Genomic DNA, 18098 nt, shown 5'->3' with positions numbered 1-18098 from the left:
CGGTAGAGATGATATATATTTAATCTGCAATCTCCTCGCTTTGAGCCGCAATGACTATTTCTTCAGTGCTCATAGTCACGTTTCTTATCCATTTGTTTCCACGGATTCTAAAGTAAACAACTATGGCTTTCGCTATTTCATCAGAAAGCGTCAAAAGGTAAACGAATGGAAGTGATAATTTAAAGATAAACGCACCGATTAACGCAAGCGGTATGCCTATCACCCATAGTGTTATTGTTTCAAGAATGAATGCGAACTTTGCATCGCCTCCAGCACGTAGTACACCTACAATCCCTGCACCGTTGAAAGCTTTTACGGGAGCGCCAAAGAGCATTACCCACATAGTTGTCGTAAGCATCTTCTTCGTTTCAACGTCAATTTTAAACGTTGGCAGTAATATGTAATACACAACAATTATTATAATTGCGGAAAGAAAACCTATTACTGCGTTTATTAAGAGCATCTTCTTACCAAATGAATGCGCTTTATCGTATTCTGTTTTTCCTATGTGTTTGCCAACGATGACTGATGTTCCTATGACCAATCCAAATGTGAACGTCCATACGTAATTTTCGAAAGAGGACAGTATATTTCTCGCGGAGTAGACATTGGTACCCATTCTTCCAAAGATGATTCCGTAAACAGTCATTCCAAGAGACCATGCTATTTCATTGAGTGTTGTTGGCGTTGCAAACTCGAAGAATTTTTTTACGAATGTCCTCTCAATGATAGATATGTTGAAGCTGTAAGGCACTTTGAGTAATGTAGCACGTACGATTTGGTAGAGTGGAATGAAAAAACGAGCTACAGTCGTAGCTATAGCTATACCAAGTAGTCCAATGTTTGGAAATCCGAATTTTCCATACAAAAGAGTATAAGCTAAGAATATTTGCAATATTGTTCCAAAAATATACGATTCCATCGGAATTTTAGCCTGTTCGATACCTCTGAGTAGGGTTCTGAATGCTATCTCCAAAGCTAAGCCAAAGTATGAAAGAGATATTATTCTCAAAAAGAGTACAGAAGTTTCTATTACTCGCGGGTCATTTGTGAATATTCTCGTAAATATAGATGGAAAGAAAAATGTTAGTGCGAAAAAAGCAGTAGCTATGACAATAGATGAGTATATCATCAAGGTAGAAGTTCTCTTAATCCCTGCATAATCCTTCTTCCCCCAATACTGCGAGACAAAAATCGCTCCTCCTGTGTTCAATCCAAAAAGGAACAAGATAACTAAAAAAGAACCTTGATTAGCAATGCCATTAACTGCCACCTCAACGTCGCCGAGTCGAGATAAAAAGATCGTCAGGATGAAGGTTCCAGTGTTGGCTATTAAGTTCTCTACGGAAACTGGTATAGCAATCCTTAATATGTCTTTAATCATTTTCCACACCCCTAATTAATATTTGATAGACTGTTTGTTTTTGAAAATATGAATTGGTTCGTGGAACGTATTATTTGGTACTTTTATTTTATCACATTGAGTGTATAATTCAATTAGAAAGCAATGCTCTCCCGAAAACCGCCTGCTGGGGTGGGAGAGTTACAACAAAAGGCGGCTAAAAATACCCCAGCTCAAGCTGTGCTATTTCGCACAGTTTGAAGAGATGATAAGTATGGCTGATAAGAGATACGACTTGAATAATTACAGATGGGCTTTAGTAACTGGTGGTTCCTCAGGCATAGGTAGAGAATTTGCAATCCAGTTAGCCCAGAAAGGAGTTAATGTAATAATAGTTGGACGAAATGCTGTAGCACTGAGTGAAGTGGCTGATGAAATTCATAAGATCTCGAATGTGAGTGTTGTAATTATTCAAGCCGATTTGACAAAGGATACCGATCAAGTGATTGATAATACGTCGAGATTTGAGATTGACTTATTAATTAACAATGCTGGCTTTGGTTTGTACGGTGATTTTGTGAGTCACTCCGAGCATGAGTACGAAAATATGGTAGAACTGAATGTTAAAGTTTTGACAAAATTGGCACGTCACTACGTTGAGAAGATGGTGAAAAAAGAACACGGCGGTATTATAAACATCGCATCGGTTGCCGGTTTCTTCCCAATCCCGCACCTATCAGTTTACGGTGCGACAAAGGCTTTTGTTTACAGCCTTTCAATGAGCTTGTGGGCGGAGCTTAAGGATAAGAATGTCCATGTCCTGTGCGTTGCTCCAGGTCCGACGGAAACAAAGTTTTTTGAAAGGGCGAAGATGAAACCGGGTAAACGAGTAATGAAACCTCAGGAAGTCGTATCGGGGGCACTTCAGGCTTTTGAGTATGGTAAACCACTGTACATTCCAGGTATTGAAAATCAGCTAAGTTATCATTTAGTAAGACGCCTGTTTGGCGACAAGTTTATTGCAAAATTTTTGGTGAAAAATTTTTGATATTCGGGAGCATGAAAACGGATGCGAATAACAAACAGCGATGTTAAGACAATATACTTCTGTCCAAGAAAAGCTCAATTTGAGCTAAAAGAAAGAAAAATAGAAAAAGATCAATTCAATGAACTCTTTGACATCTTTGAGACGGAAGCTTTTGGCTGCACGTTGGTGGCTGTAGTTGATGAAGTTGTATCGCGTGAACCGTACGTTGTTAAAATTAGAAAGAGTGGAAAAAGAGTTTCTGAATACCATATGCTTGAGGCAGCTTTCATTGGGTATGTTATTGAAAGCAATGGTAGAAGTGTAGAGAATATAATAATGGAAAGCCCGTTTTATAGCGTTTTTATCAATTGGCGACCTTATGTCACTAAGATGTTGTCATTACTATCATTTTTCTGTGAAAACTCGGAATTTAAAGTGGTAAAGACACACTTGTGCAGAACTTGTCAGTATTCAGGAGAATGTTTTAGAGAAGTTGCAGAAGTGGAAGGTTTGAATTTCCTGCATGGAGTAAAAGGGAGCAGTTTGGAAAAACTTCGTTCGTACGGCATAACGAACTTGAAGGATGTAATAAAACTTTATCATATTGTAGAAGAGCTTTTCGGCCAAGAAAAGTCACGAAGGATTGTAGCACAAGCTAAAAGCATTATAGAGCAAAAGCCAGTAGTTTTTAAGCAACTGCCTGAGATACGAGACGGGATATTTCTGGATATAGAAAGTTATACACCTTTCAATTTTGATTATCTATTTGGAATATTGGATAACGACAAATATATCCCATTTCTTGCGGAGGGAGTAAGCTCTGAAAGAGAAGCATTCGAAAGTACGGTCGAATATATTAAAAACACAGGAAAAATAGTGTACCATTTCCACAATTACGAAGTAACAAGATTTAAAAAGCTATCAAAGAAGTATAACATCAACTTACCCAAGAAATTCTTTGAAACTTTTGTAGACGTTTATAAACTTTATGCAGATCACGTAGCGTTACCCGTACCCTCTTATTCTCTCAAAAGTATTGCAAGATTCTTTGGCTTTAACTGGAGAACGTCTCTTAATGGTCAAATAGTTGTCCGCTCTTATGCGGAATATTTGGCTACCAGTGACAAGCATATCCTTTACGAAATACTAATCTACAACGAAGATGATGTCAGAGCTACGGAGCTTATTTTAAGAAAACTAAGAGAGTTCTCTTCACAAAAAAACTAAAAGCATAGTCCAAGCGATACATACCACTCTTCAGGAGAAAGGAAAAAGTTTGTCGTTGAGGGTTCTAAGATGTAGTACCAGCGAATACCACCTTCAAGGCAAAGGAATAACACTTTAAATCCACCACCAAGTTTTCCGAAAACATGAAGTGTTCCAGTGCTCGGAAATTCCATCATTTTGCCGTAGTTAACATAGGCAGCTCCGCGAATGAAAATAGGGTCGAGTGGAAGTTTGATACCTAATCCAAGTAGAAGTGAGTTGATGTCAAACGTTGGAGCAAGATGGAAATTTCCGCTAATTGGATCAACATCACCTATAGGATACATAAGTGTAAAGATTAAGACATCGGCTCTCACGGATACGTAGTATTCTGGCGGAGGTGACTCAAAATAAGGACTTGATGGTGGAAAATGTTCTATTTCCAGCCCCAAAAACGGCAAACAGAGTGTTGTCAAAAAGATGAAACTAGTGGCAAAAAGAAGTTTTCTCATAGTTACTGCCTCCTTCTGTTATAACTTCTCACTTTAACTTTACCACCCATACGTCATAATAACCGTTGTTACCACTTACATCTCCGTTCTTTGAAATAGTTCTTCCTGCAATAATATATCCACCATCTTTTGTTTGTTGAATACTGGAACCTTCTTCATGACTAGTTCCACCGACGCATTTTCGCCATTCAATATCTCCGCTTGTACCCAATTTGACAATCCATACATCGAAATCACCGTGATTTTCAGTAACATTCCCATCATTTGAATTAGTCGTTCCAATGATGACAAAACCGCCATCTGTCGTTTGCTGAATAGCACTAGCCCGCTCTTCATTTGTTCCTCCTAAGCACTTTTGCCACTCGATGTGAAGTTGCCTTTTATGTCCAACATCTTCCTTTGATATGTATACATTCAAGACCTTTGACATTCCAGGATTGATTGTTGCTGTTACGTTCTTAGTTCCTTTCCAGCTTGGTGGCAGACTGTACTCATCTTTTGCGGTCAATGATATGTTTAGTGCTGCTGTGTACTGTGCTGGTTGCACATCCCTGATCTGAATGAGAGTTTCTGTTGAGCTTACTGTTACCAACTCATCTGCAACAATAAAATCATCGTTCTCTCTTAAAATAGTTATTCTCGCTTGGGAAACTGTGTAATACTTAATCACTTCTTCGTCAATGAGTATTCGAATCATCAAATTACTTTTTGAAGGGATTGGCTTGGGCTCACATGAATAAATCATAGAGACAATGATAAGAAGAGTACTGAGAAACCAAAAACTTGTTCTTTTTGTAATAGCAGTACGCAAATAGTTCACCTCTTTTCAATGGAGTGAGCAGAACAGCACTTAACAAGTGATAAATCGAAATGATAAGTTGAATTTAGAACATCCCACCCCCCTATAAGTATCAGCCTTTTGGTACGAAAAACAAACATGTTTCAAACGTTATCTTAAAAAACGTAACTCACACTGATTTAGACAAATTGTCCATGCATAATGTTGTATGAACAATTCCACATTCTTATTTATATATAATTACATTAATATTAACGAATCAATACTCATATTTTTTTGAAAGTATGAGACAAAGGGTATTTGTTTTCAAAAGATTTTTGATATAAAAAAACACAGGAGGGAATCTATTTTCCCTCCTGCTCTATTGATTTGCTTTTTTCAGATATGTCAGAATGCTAAACCTACCGCAAAGTAATACTGTGTTGGGTCAAATGAAAATTCAAACTCTGGGTCTCCAAACAAGTAATACAGTCTTATTCCACCTTCAAGCCTAATGAAAAGTATGTCAAGTCCAAGTCCAATACGACCATAGATGCCGAGCTTCTGGATGTCCATGTAATTGGTAAAATCTCCTACAGTTGTGTACGCGGCTCCACGCAGATGTATTCCTCCGAGTGGTATATCAAGATTCAAGCCAAAAAAGATATCATTGAAATTGAAACCTTCGAAGATTGAAACTCCGCCTTCCATGTCATAGACGCCAAAAGGATACATCAGCGTGATTAAACCAGCGTCTAATCTGGCGTACAAACCAAAAACGTTTTCTTGAATATTAGTTGCCTCAACGCCCATAAATGAAAAACTGGAAACAGCCAAGACTCCTATGAGTAATAGCAAGAGAACCCTTTTCATACTTTTCACCTCCAACAAAGTTTGGTGCTACATGAGTATTATACCACTCATATATTTGGACTTAACAATATCAGTTTTCGTTTATTTACATCTTGATTATTCTAATTATCTCGCCCGGATTTTCAACAACAGGGCTATGGCCTATATCTTCTAAAACTATAAGCTCACCATTTTTAAAAGCCTTCGCAGTGATTTCCATCGATTCCAATGTCAGGATTACATCTTTGTCTCCATAGACAACCTTTACTGGTATTTCAATATTCTTTGCCTGTTCCGAATAGTTATAACTCGCTAACGCTTTTGCATTTCCTATGAATGTCTTTCTTGCCATCCTTAAAGCATCAGACATAATCTTCTTGAAGAACTTTTCATTTTCGTAAGTTGGCGCATTTATCATGAGTGCCTTCTTTATCATATCTGGATTCTTTCTGTAAAGTTCAATAATCTTGTACGCACTTTCATCATACTTTGGCATACCGTAGACCGGTGCTGGGTCAACTAATATCAGTTTCTGCAACTTAGACGGATTTTTAACAGCGTATCCCATCGCTACGGCTCCACCAAGTGAATGTCCAAGTAATATAATGTTTGAGATACCCAATTTCTCAATAAATGCACTCAATGCATCAGCGTATTTCTCGATACTTACCTCACCTTCAAATTCTTCCGAGAATCCAAAATTTGGAAGGTCCAACGCGTACACAGTGTACTCGTTCTTTGGAATTAACGCTATAAGAGGTTCAAAGAATCTTGCAGATGCAAAATTACCATGAACTAATACTAAATTCTTAGGACCTGAGCCAGATTTTATATAGTGAATTTTCCCAAACTTCGTGTCTAAGAATTGACCATACGGCTTTCGTGACTTCTTAAGATAGGCAGCAATTGAGTTTAGGTACTTCGTTCTGAATTTCCCAATATAAAAACTTACACCAAGTGGCATGAATAAAACTACAAATATAAGTATTATTCCGAACACGATTGAGAGTGATAGGTGTGATCTGCTGAACAAGAAAGGCAAAGCTGTGTATACAAGCGAACCATAGAAGGGACCATCAAGCGAAGCCATACCACCTATGACAGATATTGCTAATAAATCAAGTGACTTTGCTATTCCAAAGTCACTCGGTGCAATGTAACCAATGACATGTGCGTATAATGCACCAGCAATTCCAGCAAGCATAGAACCAATTGCGAATGCTAAAACTTTGTACTTTGCCACATTAACACCCATCACCGCCGATGCTATTTCATTTTCTCTTATCGCCATCCATGCTCTACCATTCTTGGAGTTTATTAGTCTTTGAAGAAGTATGTAAGAGATAAACAGGAAGCTGAGAACTAAGAGATATTTCTCAACATCCGAATTCCAAAGATATGGGAATGGTATATTCCTGATACCTGCGTGACCGCCTGTTAAGTGTTCAAGAGAACTGAAAAGTTGTTCTACCGCAACAACAAAACCCAATGTAGCTATTGCAAGGTAGAAACCTGAAAGTCTTAGTGCAGGAAATCCGATTAGTAATCCAAATAAAAACGCAACAATCCCACCTATTAAGATGCCAAAGACAATTGGGAGATTGTAGTTCATAACAAGAAGGGTGGAAGTATAGGCTCCAATGCTCATAAACGCTGCATGACCAATTGATATCTGCCCAGAATAACCCATTATCAAGTTCAATCCTAAGGAGGCTATCGAGTATATTCCAACAAGACTAAGGATTGTCATTATGAAAGCATTTTTGATAAGCAAGAAAGGTAATACAGCCAAGAAGATCCAAAGCCACATCATACTCGCCTCCTTATGTTTCTACCAAAGAGTCCTTTCGGGAAAAAGACTAAAACCACGATTATTATTATCAAAGATATTGTCGCCTTAAATCCCTCGGATATATAGTTGCCTACGATCTTTTCAATTACCCCAAGTATTAATCCACCAAATACTGCACCGGTAAAAGTTTCAAATCCACCAAGAACCGCCGCAGTAAATCCCTGGATTTGATAAAAGACTAGCATTGAAGGAGAGACAAAAACCTTTGGAGCGGATATGATACCAACAAGCGCAGCCATAGAAACACCAAACGCCCATGAAAAGCTCAATATCGTTCCAGTGTTTATTCCCATGTAACCGGCAATCTCCTCGTTTTCAGATACCGCACGAACGGCAATTCCAAATCGCGTATATTTTGTAATAACTGCCAGTAGTATAGAAATAGCTAACAGTAAGCTAAAAATGAGCAAATCTTGTCTTCTCATAACCATTACTCCAAAGTTACCTCTAAGAACAAATGGAGCACCTGTGACTAACTCAGGGAATGACTTATACTGTGTTCCCCAAATTTGAACTGCCAAGCCTTCGAGAATCATAAGTAATCCAAACGTAACTATCAACATAGAACCGTGCGAAAGATGTCTAATCGGTCTCAGGCCAAATCTTTCAGTTAGTATACCCATAATCGCCGCAAAAATAATACCTACTGCTATGGAAAGATACATATTTAAACCTACAGAAGAAAGAAACCACCACGTTATATACGTAGCAAACATTCCCATGTTTCCAAAAGCAAAATTCATGACACCACTGACTTTGTACATCATCACTAAACCTATAGCAACCAGTGAGTACATTGCACCTGTAGATAAACCAAGCAAAATTTGATTAATCACTTCGAAGCACCTCCAAGATACTTTTCTTGGATAACAGGATTATTCTTTAGCTCTTCGGATTTACCAGATAATGCTACTCGCCCGTTTTCTAGTACATATCCATACTGTGCAAGGTTGAGAGCAAGGGAAGTGTTTTGTTCAACTAACACAACCGTCATTCTTAGAGTTTCATTTATCTTTTTTATAACCTCAGCAATTTTCTGAATGATAATTGGTGCAAGTCCAAGTGAAGGTTCATCTAAAAGCAGATATTTTGGTGAAGCCATAAGTGCCCTTGCTATTGCAAGCATCTGCTGTTCTCCACCAGAAAGTGTTCCTGCTATTTGGTTCAGTCTTTCTTTTAAGAATGGAAAAACGCTGAATGCTATTTCAAAATTTGGCCTGCTGTTTGTGTAAGCACCAGCCAAGAGATTTTCCTTTACAGTCATGTTGTAAAAAATTCCTCTGCCTTCTGGACAGAGGACTATGCCTCTTCTGACTCTTTGATGTACCGGAAAATCATCTATAGCGTTCTCGCCAATAAAAATGTTTCCTTGATACTTTATACCGCCAGCTATAGCTTTAAGAGTCGAGCTTTTTCCTGCACCATTTGCTCCAAGAATTGTTGTTATACTACCTTCAGGAATTCTGATATCGATACCTTTAACAGCATAAACAGGACCGTACCACACGTTAAGGTTCTTAATTGTTAAATCGTTAGCCATCAACTTTTCACCTCACAAATTTACAGCAGCTCAAGGTTGAGTTATCTCAGTTCCAAGGTAAGCACTTATTACTTCTGGTGATTTAACAATCTCATCTGGCGTTCCTTCAGCTATTTTCTTTCCAAAATTGAGAACTGTTATTTCGTCAGAAATATCAAGGACCATTCGCATGTCGTGTTCAATTAGGAAAATAGTCAGCCCTGCTTCCTTTATCTTTAAAATCTTTTCTTTAAATATATCTGATTCCTTCTCTGTCAAACCAGCAGCCGGTTCGTCGAGAAGGATTATTTTTGGCTCACTCATAAGTGCCCTACCAACATCTATTAATTTCTGATAACCATACGGTAGCGTGCCTGCGTATACTCCGAGAATACTCTTAATACCGAGAATGTCAGCAACTTCGATAGCTTTTAGTCTCGCCTTTCTCTCGTGTGTCGAGAACTTCATAGTCTCAAAAACACTGTCAAAAAACGTGTAATCCAAGTGAGGATGAATTCCAAGCATCAAGTTCTGAAGAACGGTAAGATATTTGAATATGATAATATTTTGGAAACTTCTACCTATTCCATAATAAACCCTTTTATGGACTGGTAACTTAGTCAGTTCGTTTTCATCCAAGAAAATCCTTCCATCATGCTTTACTAAGCCTGAAATAGCATTAAAAACGGTTGTTTTACCAGCACCGTTAGGACCTATTAATGAATGAATCGTTCTGTCTTCAACAATCATAGATAAGTCATCAACAGCAACAAGCCCGCTGAATCTAACAGTTATATTTTCAAGCCTAAGCATCAATCACCAACTCCCGATTACATTTTTCTTGATTTTTTAAACCCGCGGGCTTCGAAAATAACCCGCGGGAAATATCCAGATCCTGTTTTTAGATAAGAGATGTAGTTATGGTCTAATGAGATCGGTAAGTGGGACAAATTGCCCATTCTTTACTACCATAAAGTACATTGATGTTTTTCCTCTTCTCAAGTTCGGACCCCAAGTGATGTCTTTTGCCAATATTCCGTCCCAGTTTTTGAAACTTTCAAGTGCTTTCACTAAGCCTTCTCTTGTTAGGTTCTTGCCTGCTCTTACTAAACCCTCAGTGAAGACTTCAGCTGCGATAAATCCTGCAACTGCGTAAGATGATGGAATTTCTTTTGGGTATGTCTGTTGGAAAATAGAGATAGCTCTTTGGTAGTCTCTAACGAAATCTGGTCTGTCTGGTGTTGCCAGTGGTACCCAGCCAGTGAATATTACGCCTTCCGCATATTTTCCGGCAAGCTTGATGAAGGATGGATCAGCATTTGGATAAATCGTTATGATCTTGCTATCAAGCCCATAATCCCTTATTGTCTTTATCCATCTGATAGTATCAGTTATTAGTCCATAAATAACTATGACATCAGGATTCTTTTCAACAAGTTTGATAACTGGGCCACTGTAATCAGTATCTGCTGGATTGTAGGATATTTCGACAGATGGTGACATTTTGTAAGTTGAAAGTCTTTCTTTGAACGCTGCATACCCTTCCAAGCCTATGTCGTTGTTCATATAAACTATGGCAGGAGACTTAAACTTTGCAATTTCTCCAACATACTTTGCAATCAAAGCACCTTCTAATGTGTAGTCTGGTTGAACGCCAAATATGTACCTTTTTGGCGGTACTACCAACTTTGATGTTCCAGCTCCTTGATAGACAAACGGAACTTTGTTTTGCTCAAGGTAATCCATTACTGCCAAACACCCGTACGTTCCAAGTCCACCAACGATTGCGAATACTTTGTCTTGTTCAACTAATCGTTTGACTTCAACAACAGTCTTTGCAGGGTTGAGCTGGTCATCGGCAACGATGAGTTCTATTTTCCTTCCGTGTATGCCACCACGGCTGTTGATCCAGTTGAAATACGCCTTCATTCCTTTAGTCATTTCTTGTCCAATAACAGCATAAGCTCCGGAAAGTGCTTGGAACGAGCCAATGACTACCTTATCGTTGTAAACGCCTACTTCCGCAAATACATTTACTAATAGTACTAATGCCAAAATAAAAGTGAAGAACCTCTTCATACTACCCACCTCCTAAGATAGGATACAGTGAACTCTAAACCTAAATAATTCCAAGCTTCTTTGCTTCTTGCAAAAGGCTTTCCCTAAAATCCGGGTGAGATATGGAAATCAGTTCAAGTGCTCTTTTCCTAACTGGAAGACCTCTCAACTTTACAGCTCCCCACTCCGTTACTACATAGTCAAGTTCTTGTCTCGAAACGGTGATTGGAGAACCCTGAGGGAGTACTGGAACGATTGTTGATACTTGCCCATCTTTGGCTGTTGACCTCATCGCAATTATACCTTTTCCACCTTTACTTTTTACAGCGCCACGATGAGTATCGAGTTGTCCACCAGTACCGCTGTAATGAGTTGTTCCAAGAGCTTCTGAGCAGACATTGCCAGTTAAGTCAACCATCAAAGCAGTGTTTATGCTAACCATCTTCTCGTTTTGTGATATTACGTATGGATCATTGACGTATCGACCACGTAAAAATAAGACTGAAGGATTGTCATCAACGAATTTGTACATTCTCTCGCTGCCATATGCGAAGGTACAGACAAACTTTCCGTTCCATAGGGTTTTCTTCTTGTTGGTGATAACCCCAGCTTCAAAAAGGTCAATCATACTTTCGGTAAACATCTCAGTATGAACGCCCAAGTCTTTTTTATTTGCCAAAAACTTTGCGACAGCATTTGGTATTCCACCGATTCCGAGCTGAATCGTTGAACCGTCCTCAATGAGTTCGACAATGTTTTCGGCTATCTTTTTTTCAATATCTGTTGGTTCGAGAAGTTCTGCTCGGGGCAGGTCATAATCTACCTCAATTAGATAATCCACATCTGTGATATGAACCTGAGTATCTCCGTGCGTGCGCGGAGCTTTTGGATTAACTTCCAGAATCACAATATCGGCATTTTCCAAGACATCCTTCTCGTACACAACGCTTGCCGAAAGCGTGAAAAAACCCTTCTCATCCATTGGGGAAGCAACACCAACAAACACGTTTATATGACTTGAATCTATTAAGTTGGTGCCTGCTTGGTGTAAGTTGTTGGGAACGTAAAAAGTATTCCTTGAAGATTTTCTGTTGTACGGTCCGAAGAACCAAGAATAATTATAAAACCTTTCGAAATACTCAGGGTTTGAACAAAACTCATATGGTTCGGTATTTAGACATGTATATACTTCCAAACCATTAGCCTGTGTCTTATGAAGATTTCTGAGGAATATTTTTGGTTCCATTGGCGTCATTCCGACAACTATCGTCCAGTTATCTTTCAGTAACGAAAGAACGGAATCAATATCGATAAGCTTTCGGTTATAGAGTTCTCTTATCTTTTCCAAACGCACGTCATTCGCCCCCTAAGCCTTCGCAAATGTAAACACATAGATCTTGGAGAAGCTTTTCTAAATTCTCTGTCTCGGCTACTCTTCCGCTTATGAGGTACTTCTCACCTAAATAGTGTCCCAAACCCATAAGCATTAATGAATAATATTTGGATAGGACATCTTTGTTATAATGTATAACCTCATCTTTGGAAGCATTTTCAAAGAGCGATCTTAAATTACTGTAATATGGTTTATAAATAGAGATGTAATAAGTCTTGGCTAACTCCAAATCTAACGATTGACTTTCTCGAACTACTTTGTACATATTGGTATGATTTTTAAAAAACTGAACAAAAGCGTAAAAGCCAGCTATCTCTTGAATTATTCTCGGTTGGTTTTTATATCTCTCAACTGCAAGTTTAACGTTGTATCTCAACCCTCGACTGATCCACTCAACAAGTTCTTTTAGTAGCTCTTTCTTGGTTTTGAAATAGAGATAGAAAGTTCCTACGGCTATCCCTGAAGCTCTTGCTATATCGTAAATTTGAGTTTTGTTGAAACCATAGGTCCCGAAAAGACTTTCCGCGTTAGCAAGTATAATTTCACGCTTTTCATCACCTGAAAGCAAATGTTTGACCGGCTGAAAGTTAAAAATATCATCAGGCAGCTGCCTTACATTACCTTTGAAAACTTTGTAATTTATACCTTTCAGAACTATGTTTACAAAAATCTCAGGATGAATCTCTACATCAAGCAAGTCTCCAAAATTTACGGCAAATCTCAGTGGTGACCAGAAATAAAAATGCCCAACTTCAGACAATTCGAATTTTTTTGACACACTGTAGAGTATTTCTTCAAGATTGTTCCTAATCCATTCGAAGTGGTATTCATTTAAATGCATTGCTTTCACAAAATGTTTATTATTATTGCAATATCTTATGTAGCTCAACCCTACTTCAAAAAGACTTGTTCCAGTCAGAAACTGCCTTAATCCAGAGAAAAACTCATCTGCAATTTCTCTGAAAATTTCGTCTTTACTAAGGTAGTATTGGTAGAACGCAGCACTGCTTAATCCAGCCTTCTTTGAGATCTGGGAAATCGACACATCGGTAAAATTATTCTTGCTGAATAGTTTCACTGCTGCAGATCTCAATCGTTCCTTCGATTCTATTCCATCTGTTCTTTGCGGAATTCTCTTCTGCCTTGGCAAATTCTTACCTCCCAGATTCACATCCGAAAATTCTATATTCTCTTAGACCCTAAACGCGGTAGCAACCTGCTGGAACCCTACACCAGAAGTTAAGAAAATCACAACTTTTCCTTCAAGGTTATTCAATTTACCTTCGCCGAGAGCATCATCATATGCCATGTATACGCAAGCTGAACCTGTGTAGCCGTACTTATGCATTATCATATGAGTTTTTTCGATGGGAAGTCCAAGTATGTCCATGACCTTTTCTATAGTCTTCTTTCTAACTTGTGTGAAGAAAATCACTCCAATTTCTTCTTTTGTTAAATTGTATTTTTCCATGAGTTTGTTAATAAGCATAGGCCAGCCTTCTTCGTTCACAGTTGCTGGATATGCAGCTCTCAAATCTAATTTGTGAAGTCCTCTTTCAAAACCTTCAAGATTCATAGTTCCTGCTCCCATATAGATACCCCAGTTCTGCCACCAGCTACCGTCTGCCCTGGAAACGCTACCGATAAAACCAGGTTCATCAGATGCGGTAAGTATCAACGCACCTGCACCGTCACTGAAGAGTGCTTCCCAAGAGTACTTCCAGCTGAGAAATTTTGTCATTGCATAAGTACCGACAACAAGAACATTCTTGTAATCACCCATTGCAATGTACCTTGCGGCTATATCGAGCATCAAGGCTCCGTTAGCACAAGAAGCATTAACGTTAAAAGCAAGTGGTTCTGCTTTGTGTGCACCTATCAAGTACTGAACGCGAGGAGCATCTGGTGGTGATATCGACTCTGGAGTATCAGTTCCAACAATGATTAAATCTATTTCCTCAGGGCTCATTCCTATCCTTTGTAAAGCCTTTTTTGCTGCTTCAGCCGCCATATATGTTGGTGTTTCCCAATCTTCAGAGACATGTCTGTGATTGATTCCTATCACTTCCGAAAAATATGGATCGATGGTAAATAAGGTTTTCTTTTCAAATTCTGCGTTGCTCATAATTTTTTGTGGAACATACATTCCTGAAGAAATAATCTTTGCATACTTCATACAACCTACCTCCCAAAATAATAGTTAAGTCTATCCGCATAATTAAATATGAATCATCATTTATATTTATAGTGAATCAGCTTTTACATTATATCATTTATAACCAAGTAAAAACTATATATACGTAGCGACACATATCATGCATAACGGCAAAAAGAATTGATTATATTGTTATTTCACCTAAATGCTCTTGATTTCTCCATTTTTCTTAATAAAAATGACCAGGCTTATTGAAAAGCCTGGTCAGATTATTTTATAAATTTATCGAATGTCAAGCGGTTTAAATTCCCAAATAATTTTTTATATTGCTTTCTTTGTTGATAACTGGCACTATGTTACCTTCCTTGGACGTCATGATTATAACCATTCCAGGTCCGTGACCAGTTTTGAAGCAATCGGAATGGACAACCACACCTATTGAAACTGCGCCTCCTTTGTAACCACCCGCACCATAGCCGTTGTAATGGTCCGATATAGCGACGAGATCTCCAATTCGCACTTCATCGAGTTTGTATTTCCCTATTTCTTCTTTGTCCAACGTATTCATGTCGTAATCCGTTGCTGCTGGATTACCTGCACCGATTCCAGAGCCTGTAAGGTGTGAAGGAACGATCGCTGTTACCGGTACATGGAGTTTTTTCTTCTGAACTTTTATTGGTATGTTTTCAAAGAGTTCTGGGTCTATGTTTAGAACCTTTATCTCAGGAAAATCAACGAGTTCCAATCCTTGTCCCCAAGCTTTGATTTGGATTTTATCTCCAATCGCTAATTTTTCTTTATCGGGAACCCAAATTAAGACATGATCAATTCCTCCATGCTTACCTATCACATATCCTTTCATTCCTTTTCCATCGCCAGATACAACAGTAACTTCGTTACCAATGCATGCTAATGCCATACACGTTGGATTAATATCTTTATCCTTGTTCTTTGCACTGATATCAGGTTCGATGTGGTCTCCGTGCATCTTGAATGCATTATCGCCAAGACCAAAATTATAGGTTATCCCACCAACCCCGGGAAAATAGTAAACCTTTCCGTTACCATCGACAACTGGCATTCTAACGACTGGATGTGCAACTTCAACAAGAATAGACAACTTTACAACACTCTCTTTGTTCGTTTTAAGGTTGTTCTTTTTCAACTTCTCCACCTCCAAAAGATTAGAAAATACATTGAATTACCACTGGTTTGTGTGTATCTTTCGATTGTCTACTTCTTGTAACGAATGATGGGGTTTCTCTTCGTCAGCATATCCAATACCGATTACACATAGTACACGGTAGTTACTGGGAACATGTAATATATTCTTGATTTCCGCCTCCACGGAGAGATTATTATAGTACCTCTCATGAGCATGTCCCCAGCAGCTTGAAAGGCCGCAATCAACAGCTAAAAGTTGTACGTACGAAGCAACGATGGAAGCATCGGAAATCCATGTAGAGCTTGACTCATCAGCAACAATTACAAAGCAGGCAGGTGCATTGGACAGAAATGAAAACGCACCTTCTCGTGATTTCTTAATCTTCTCAATAGCCTGTCTATCAGTGACTATCACTATGTCCACTGGTTTGTGATTTCTTCCACTCGGTGCGAGCAATGCGTATTTAGCTATTTCTTGCAACTTTTCGTATGGAACAGGTTCATTTTTGTATTGCCTAATGCTACGCCTACAAAGTATAACATCTTCTAACTCCATAAAATCCCCCCTTAAGAATTGTTCGCATCACAAATTTATTATACAACAGTCTTCTAAAATTTGTTATCTTCAGATGTGCTCTTTTTAAAATGAAAACCAGCCACTAAAAAGATATTTCCCAGTGGCTGGTCCGTTTTGAAGAAGATACTATAAATTACTTATTTGATTTATCCATCTTTTCTAAAGCATTTAAGGCAACGGTATTAAGGAAATTCCATGGTTTATTAAAGTATGGCTGGAAGAAGAAATCAGCAAAAGCTAAGTCCTTTATTTTGTATTTATTTTGAATAGCAACAGAAAGTGTATTCGCACTCTCAGTTACGTCCGCCCTTGACATAACTTGACCTCCAACAATCGTTCCATCATCTTTTCTATAAACTAATTTTACGTATACCGGTTCATAGTCAGGCATGAATTCTGGTCTGTTGTTTTCAATTGCATATATGACGTCGTAGTCAATCCCTTTTTGCTGGGCGAGCAATTCGTTTATACCAGATGTCGCTACGTTGTAAGAGAACACCTTAACACCTGATGTACCTTGAGTTCCAGGATACTTTATCCTGTCCTCAAATAGGTTATACGCTATGATTGTCCCCATCCTAACAGCATTCGTTGCTAATGGAATATATTCATAAGAGTCCGTAGGGTTGTACCACACTGCTGCGCTGTCGCCTGCAGCATAGGCATCTTGGTTAGATGTGTGTAAATATTCATCAACAACCAAAGCTCCACCAGGCAGAGTTTTGAGTTTATCTTTGAAAATATCCGTATTCGGTCTAAAACCTGTCGCTAAAACTACCATATCGGCTTCGTAGACTGATTTATTTGTTATTACCTTCTTTACACGGCCGTTTTCGCCTTCAAATTTTACAACACTCTCTCCAAGAGCAAGTTTTATGCCGTTCTCAGCCATTTCCTTCTCAAGCAGTTCCGTAAACTCCATGTCTAAGTACCTTGACAATATTCTATCTGCGACATCAACAAGCACAACTTCCTTTCCTCTGTGTCTGAAAGCTTCAGCCAGTTCAACGCCTATATAGCCAGCACCTATAACAACTATCTTCTGAGCGTTCTTTGAGTGATTCGCTATATCTTTTGCGTGGTAAAAGTTCTTTGAAAGGAGTATGCCTTGTAAATCCTTTCCAGGTACGTCAGGAACAATGGGCCACGAACCTGAAGTGATAACTAACTTGTCGAAATAGTCTTTGAACGTTTCGCCGGTCTCTAAATTCTTTGCTACTACATACTTCTCGTCGAAATTAACGTCAACAACTTCATGCCTCATTTTCATCTCTGCACCTAAGTCTGAGAGTGTTTTTGGAGATGAGTAAAAGAGCTTCATTGGGTCCTCTACAACGCCACCAATGTGGAGTGCAATTCCACATGAAAGAAATGACACCGTGTCATTTCTTTCGTACGTGGTTATTTTCACATTTTCACCGTACAATCTCTTCGCTGTCGTAATAAAAGCAGTTCCCGCGTGCGTACATCCTATCACAATAACTTTCATATCATTTAACCTCCTCATTCTCATGTTCTACATTTTGCTATGTGATTTATATCACTTACCTACTTAGATTATACTAAGTCTATTTCTGATTGTCAAGTAATTTTATGTGTACTACAAAAAATAACAAGGCTCGGCATTCGCCGAGCCTTTTGAATTCTATACTGCTTTGGGAAA

The 18098-nt window shown here is 38.6% G+C and carries 17 protein-coding genes; 2 read left to right on the top strand and 15 right to left on the bottom strand.

Annotated features, from left to right (window positions below; all coding sequences use genetic code 11):
• Positions 1–19: 19 nt before the first annotated feature.
• On the bottom strand, positions 20–1384 hold the full coding sequence (locus IB67_RS05175) for an MATE family efflux transporter (protein WP_072758239.1): 1365 nt from the start codon (positions 1382–1384) through the stop codon (positions 20–22).
• Positions 1385–1616: 232 nt separating this feature from the next.
• Between IB67_RS05175 and IB67_RS05170 the strand changes: the two genes are divergently transcribed.
• Entirely contained in the window at positions 1617–2390 is a 774-nt protein-coding gene (locus tag IB67_RS05170; RefSeq protein WP_072758237.1) for an SDR family NAD(P)-dependent oxidoreductase, read from the top strand.
• Positions 2391–2411: 21 nt separating this feature from the next.
• Positions 2412–3596, top strand: coding sequence for a TM0106 family RecB-like putative nuclease (locus tag IB67_RS05165; RefSeq protein WP_072758235.1), 1185 nt, complete (start codon positions 2412–2414; stop codon positions 3594–3596).
• Here IB67_RS05165 and IB67_RS05160 read toward each other — a convergent pair.
• From IB67_RS05160 to IB67_RS05095, 14 genes are all read right to left on the bottom strand, one after another.
• Positions 3593–4087 carry a hypothetical protein gene (locus tag IB67_RS05160; RefSeq protein WP_072758233.1) on the bottom strand — a complete coding sequence of 165 codons (495 nt, stop codon included), beginning with the start codon at positions 4085–4087 and terminating at the stop codon, positions 3593–3595. The two genes, IB67_RS05165 and IB67_RS05160, sit on opposite strands and share 4 nt — an antisense overlap.
• Positions 4088–4115: 28 nt before the next feature.
• A complete protein-coding gene (locus tag IB67_RS05155) occupies positions 4116–4898 on the bottom strand; it encodes a hypothetical protein (protein ID WP_072758231.1) in 783 nt (260 codons plus the stop codon).
• Between the two features lie 375 nt (positions 4899–5273).
• The gene (locus IB67_RS05150) at positions 5274–5738 is read right to left on the bottom strand and encodes a hypothetical protein (RefSeq protein ID WP_072758229.1); all 465 of its coding nucleotides are present in this window, start codon (positions 5736–5738) and stop codon (positions 5274–5276) included.
• A gap of 85 nt (positions 5739–5823) precedes the next feature.
• On the bottom strand, positions 5824–7527 hold the full coding sequence (locus IB67_RS05145; RefSeq protein WP_245789485.1) for an alpha/beta fold hydrolase: 1704 nt from the start codon (positions 7525–7527) through the stop codon (positions 5824–5826).
• A complete protein-coding gene (locus IB67_RS05140; RefSeq protein ID WP_424695265.1) occupies positions 7527–8405 on the bottom strand; it encodes a branched-chain amino acid ABC transporter permease in 879 nt (292 codons plus the stop codon). The genes IB67_RS05145 and IB67_RS05140 overlap by 1 nt, the downstream gene beginning before the upstream one ends.
• The gene (locus IB67_RS05135) at positions 8402–9109 is read right to left on the bottom strand and encodes an ABC transporter ATP-binding protein (protein WP_424695264.1); all 708 of its coding nucleotides are present in this window, start codon (positions 9107–9109) and stop codon (positions 8402–8404) included. Before IB67_RS05135 ends, IB67_RS05140 begins: the two co-directional genes overlap by 4 nt.
• A 30-nt stretch (positions 9110–9139) precedes the next feature.
• Positions 9140–9901, bottom strand: coding sequence for an ABC transporter ATP-binding protein (locus IB67_RS05130; RefSeq protein WP_424695263.1), 762 nt, complete (start codon positions 9899–9901; stop codon positions 9140–9142).
• A 105-nt stretch (positions 9902–10006) separates the two neighbouring features.
• Positions 10007–11167, bottom strand: coding sequence for an ABC transporter substrate-binding protein (locus IB67_RS05125; RefSeq protein ID WP_424695262.1), 1161 nt, complete (start codon positions 11165–11167; stop codon positions 10007–10009).
• Between the two features lie 40 nt (positions 11168–11207).
• Positions 11208–12500: an acetyl-CoA hydrolase/transferase family protein gene (locus IB67_RS05120; protein ID WP_424695261.1), complete on the bottom strand. Its 1293-nt coding sequence runs from the start codon at positions 12498–12500 to the stop codon at positions 11208–11210.
• A 1-nt stretch (position 12501) separates the two neighbouring features.
• Complete coding sequence (locus IB67_RS05115) at positions 12502–13689, bottom strand: TetR/AcrR family transcriptional regulator (protein WP_424695260.1); 1188 nt, start codon at positions 13687–13689, stop codon at positions 12502–12504.
• Positions 13690–13731: 42 nt separating this feature from the next.
• Positions 13732–14715, bottom strand: a complete 984-nt coding sequence (locus tag IB67_RS05110) for a 3-oxoacyl-ACP synthase III family protein (RefSeq protein ID WP_424695258.1) — start codon at positions 14713–14715, stop codon at positions 13732–13734.
• Between the two features lie 280 nt (positions 14716–14995).
• The gene (locus IB67_RS05105) at positions 14996–15859 is read right to left on the bottom strand and encodes a DUF4438 domain-containing protein (RefSeq protein WP_424695257.1); all 864 of its coding nucleotides are present in this window, start codon (positions 15857–15859) and stop codon (positions 14996–14998) included.
• A gap of 36 nt (positions 15860–15895) precedes the next feature.
• Positions 15896–16414: a nitroreductase family protein gene (locus tag IB67_RS05100; protein ID WP_424695255.1), complete on the bottom strand. Its 519-nt coding sequence runs from the start codon at positions 16412–16414 to the stop codon at positions 15896–15898.
• A gap of 154 nt (positions 16415–16568) precedes the next feature.
• Positions 16569–17924, bottom strand: coding sequence for an FAD-dependent oxidoreductase (locus IB67_RS05095; RefSeq protein ID WP_424695254.1), 1356 nt, complete (start codon positions 17922–17924; stop codon positions 16569–16571).
• Positions 17925–18098: the final 174 nt, after the last annotated feature.

Origin of the sequence: Fervidobacterium riparium, assembly GCF_025370035.1 — a bacterium.
GTDB lineage: Bacteria > Thermotogota > Thermotogae > Thermotogales > Fervidobacteriaceae > Fervidobacterium > Fervidobacterium gondwanense.
Note: the sequence above shows the minus strand (reverse complement) of the source record. Positions and strands in the feature narration are given on the sequence as shown.

What these genes read in the sequence shown, in the direction of transcription:
- IB67_RS05170 (WP_072758237.1), top strand. Translation starts at nt 1,617, where the DNA reads ATGGCTGATAAGAGATACGACTTGAATAATTACAGATGGGCTTTAGTA.
- IB67_RS05160 (WP_072758233.1), bottom strand. Translation starts at nt 4,087, where the DNA reads ATGAGAAAACTTCTTTTTGCCACTAGTTTCATCTTTTTGACAACACTC.
- IB67_RS05125 (WP_424695262.1), bottom strand. Translation starts at nt 11,167, where the DNA reads ATGAAGAGGTTCTTCACTTTTATTTTGGCATTAGTACTATTAGTAAAT.
- IB67_RS05130 (WP_424695263.1), bottom strand. Translation starts at nt 9,901, where the DNA reads ATGCTTAGGCTTGAAAATATAACTGTTAGATTCAGCGGGCTTGTTGCT.
- IB67_RS05165 (WP_072758235.1), top strand. Translation starts at nt 2,412, where the DNA reads ATGCGAATAACAAACAGCGATGTTAAGACAATATACTTCTGTCCAAGA.
- IB67_RS05135 (WP_424695264.1), bottom strand. Translation starts at nt 9,109, where the DNA reads ATGGCTAACGATTTAACAATTAAGAACCTTAACGTGTGGTACGGTCCT.
- IB67_RS05100 (WP_424695255.1), bottom strand. Translation starts at nt 16,414, where the DNA reads ATGGAGTTAGAAGATGTTATACTTTGTAGGCGTAGCATTAGGCAATAC.
- IB67_RS05095 (WP_424695254.1), bottom strand. Translation starts at nt 17,924, where the DNA reads ATGAAAGTTATTGTGATAGGATGTACGCACGCGGGAACTGCTTTTATT.
- IB67_RS05110 (WP_424695258.1), bottom strand. Translation starts at nt 14,715, where the DNA reads ATGAAGTATGCAAAGATTATTTCTTCAGGAATGTATGTTCCACAAAAA.
- IB67_RS05145 (WP_245789485.1), bottom strand. Translation starts at nt 7,527, where the DNA reads ATGTGGCTTTGGATCTTCTTGGCTGTATTACCTTTCTTGCTTATCAAA.
- IB67_RS05175 (WP_072758239.1), bottom strand. Translation starts at nt 1,384, where the DNA reads ATGATTAAAGACATATTAAGGATTGCTATACCAGTTTCCGTAGAGAAC.
- IB67_RS05150 (WP_072758229.1), bottom strand. Translation starts at nt 5,738, where the DNA reads ATGAAAAGGGTTCTCTTGCTATTACTCATAGGAGTCTTGGCTGTTTCC.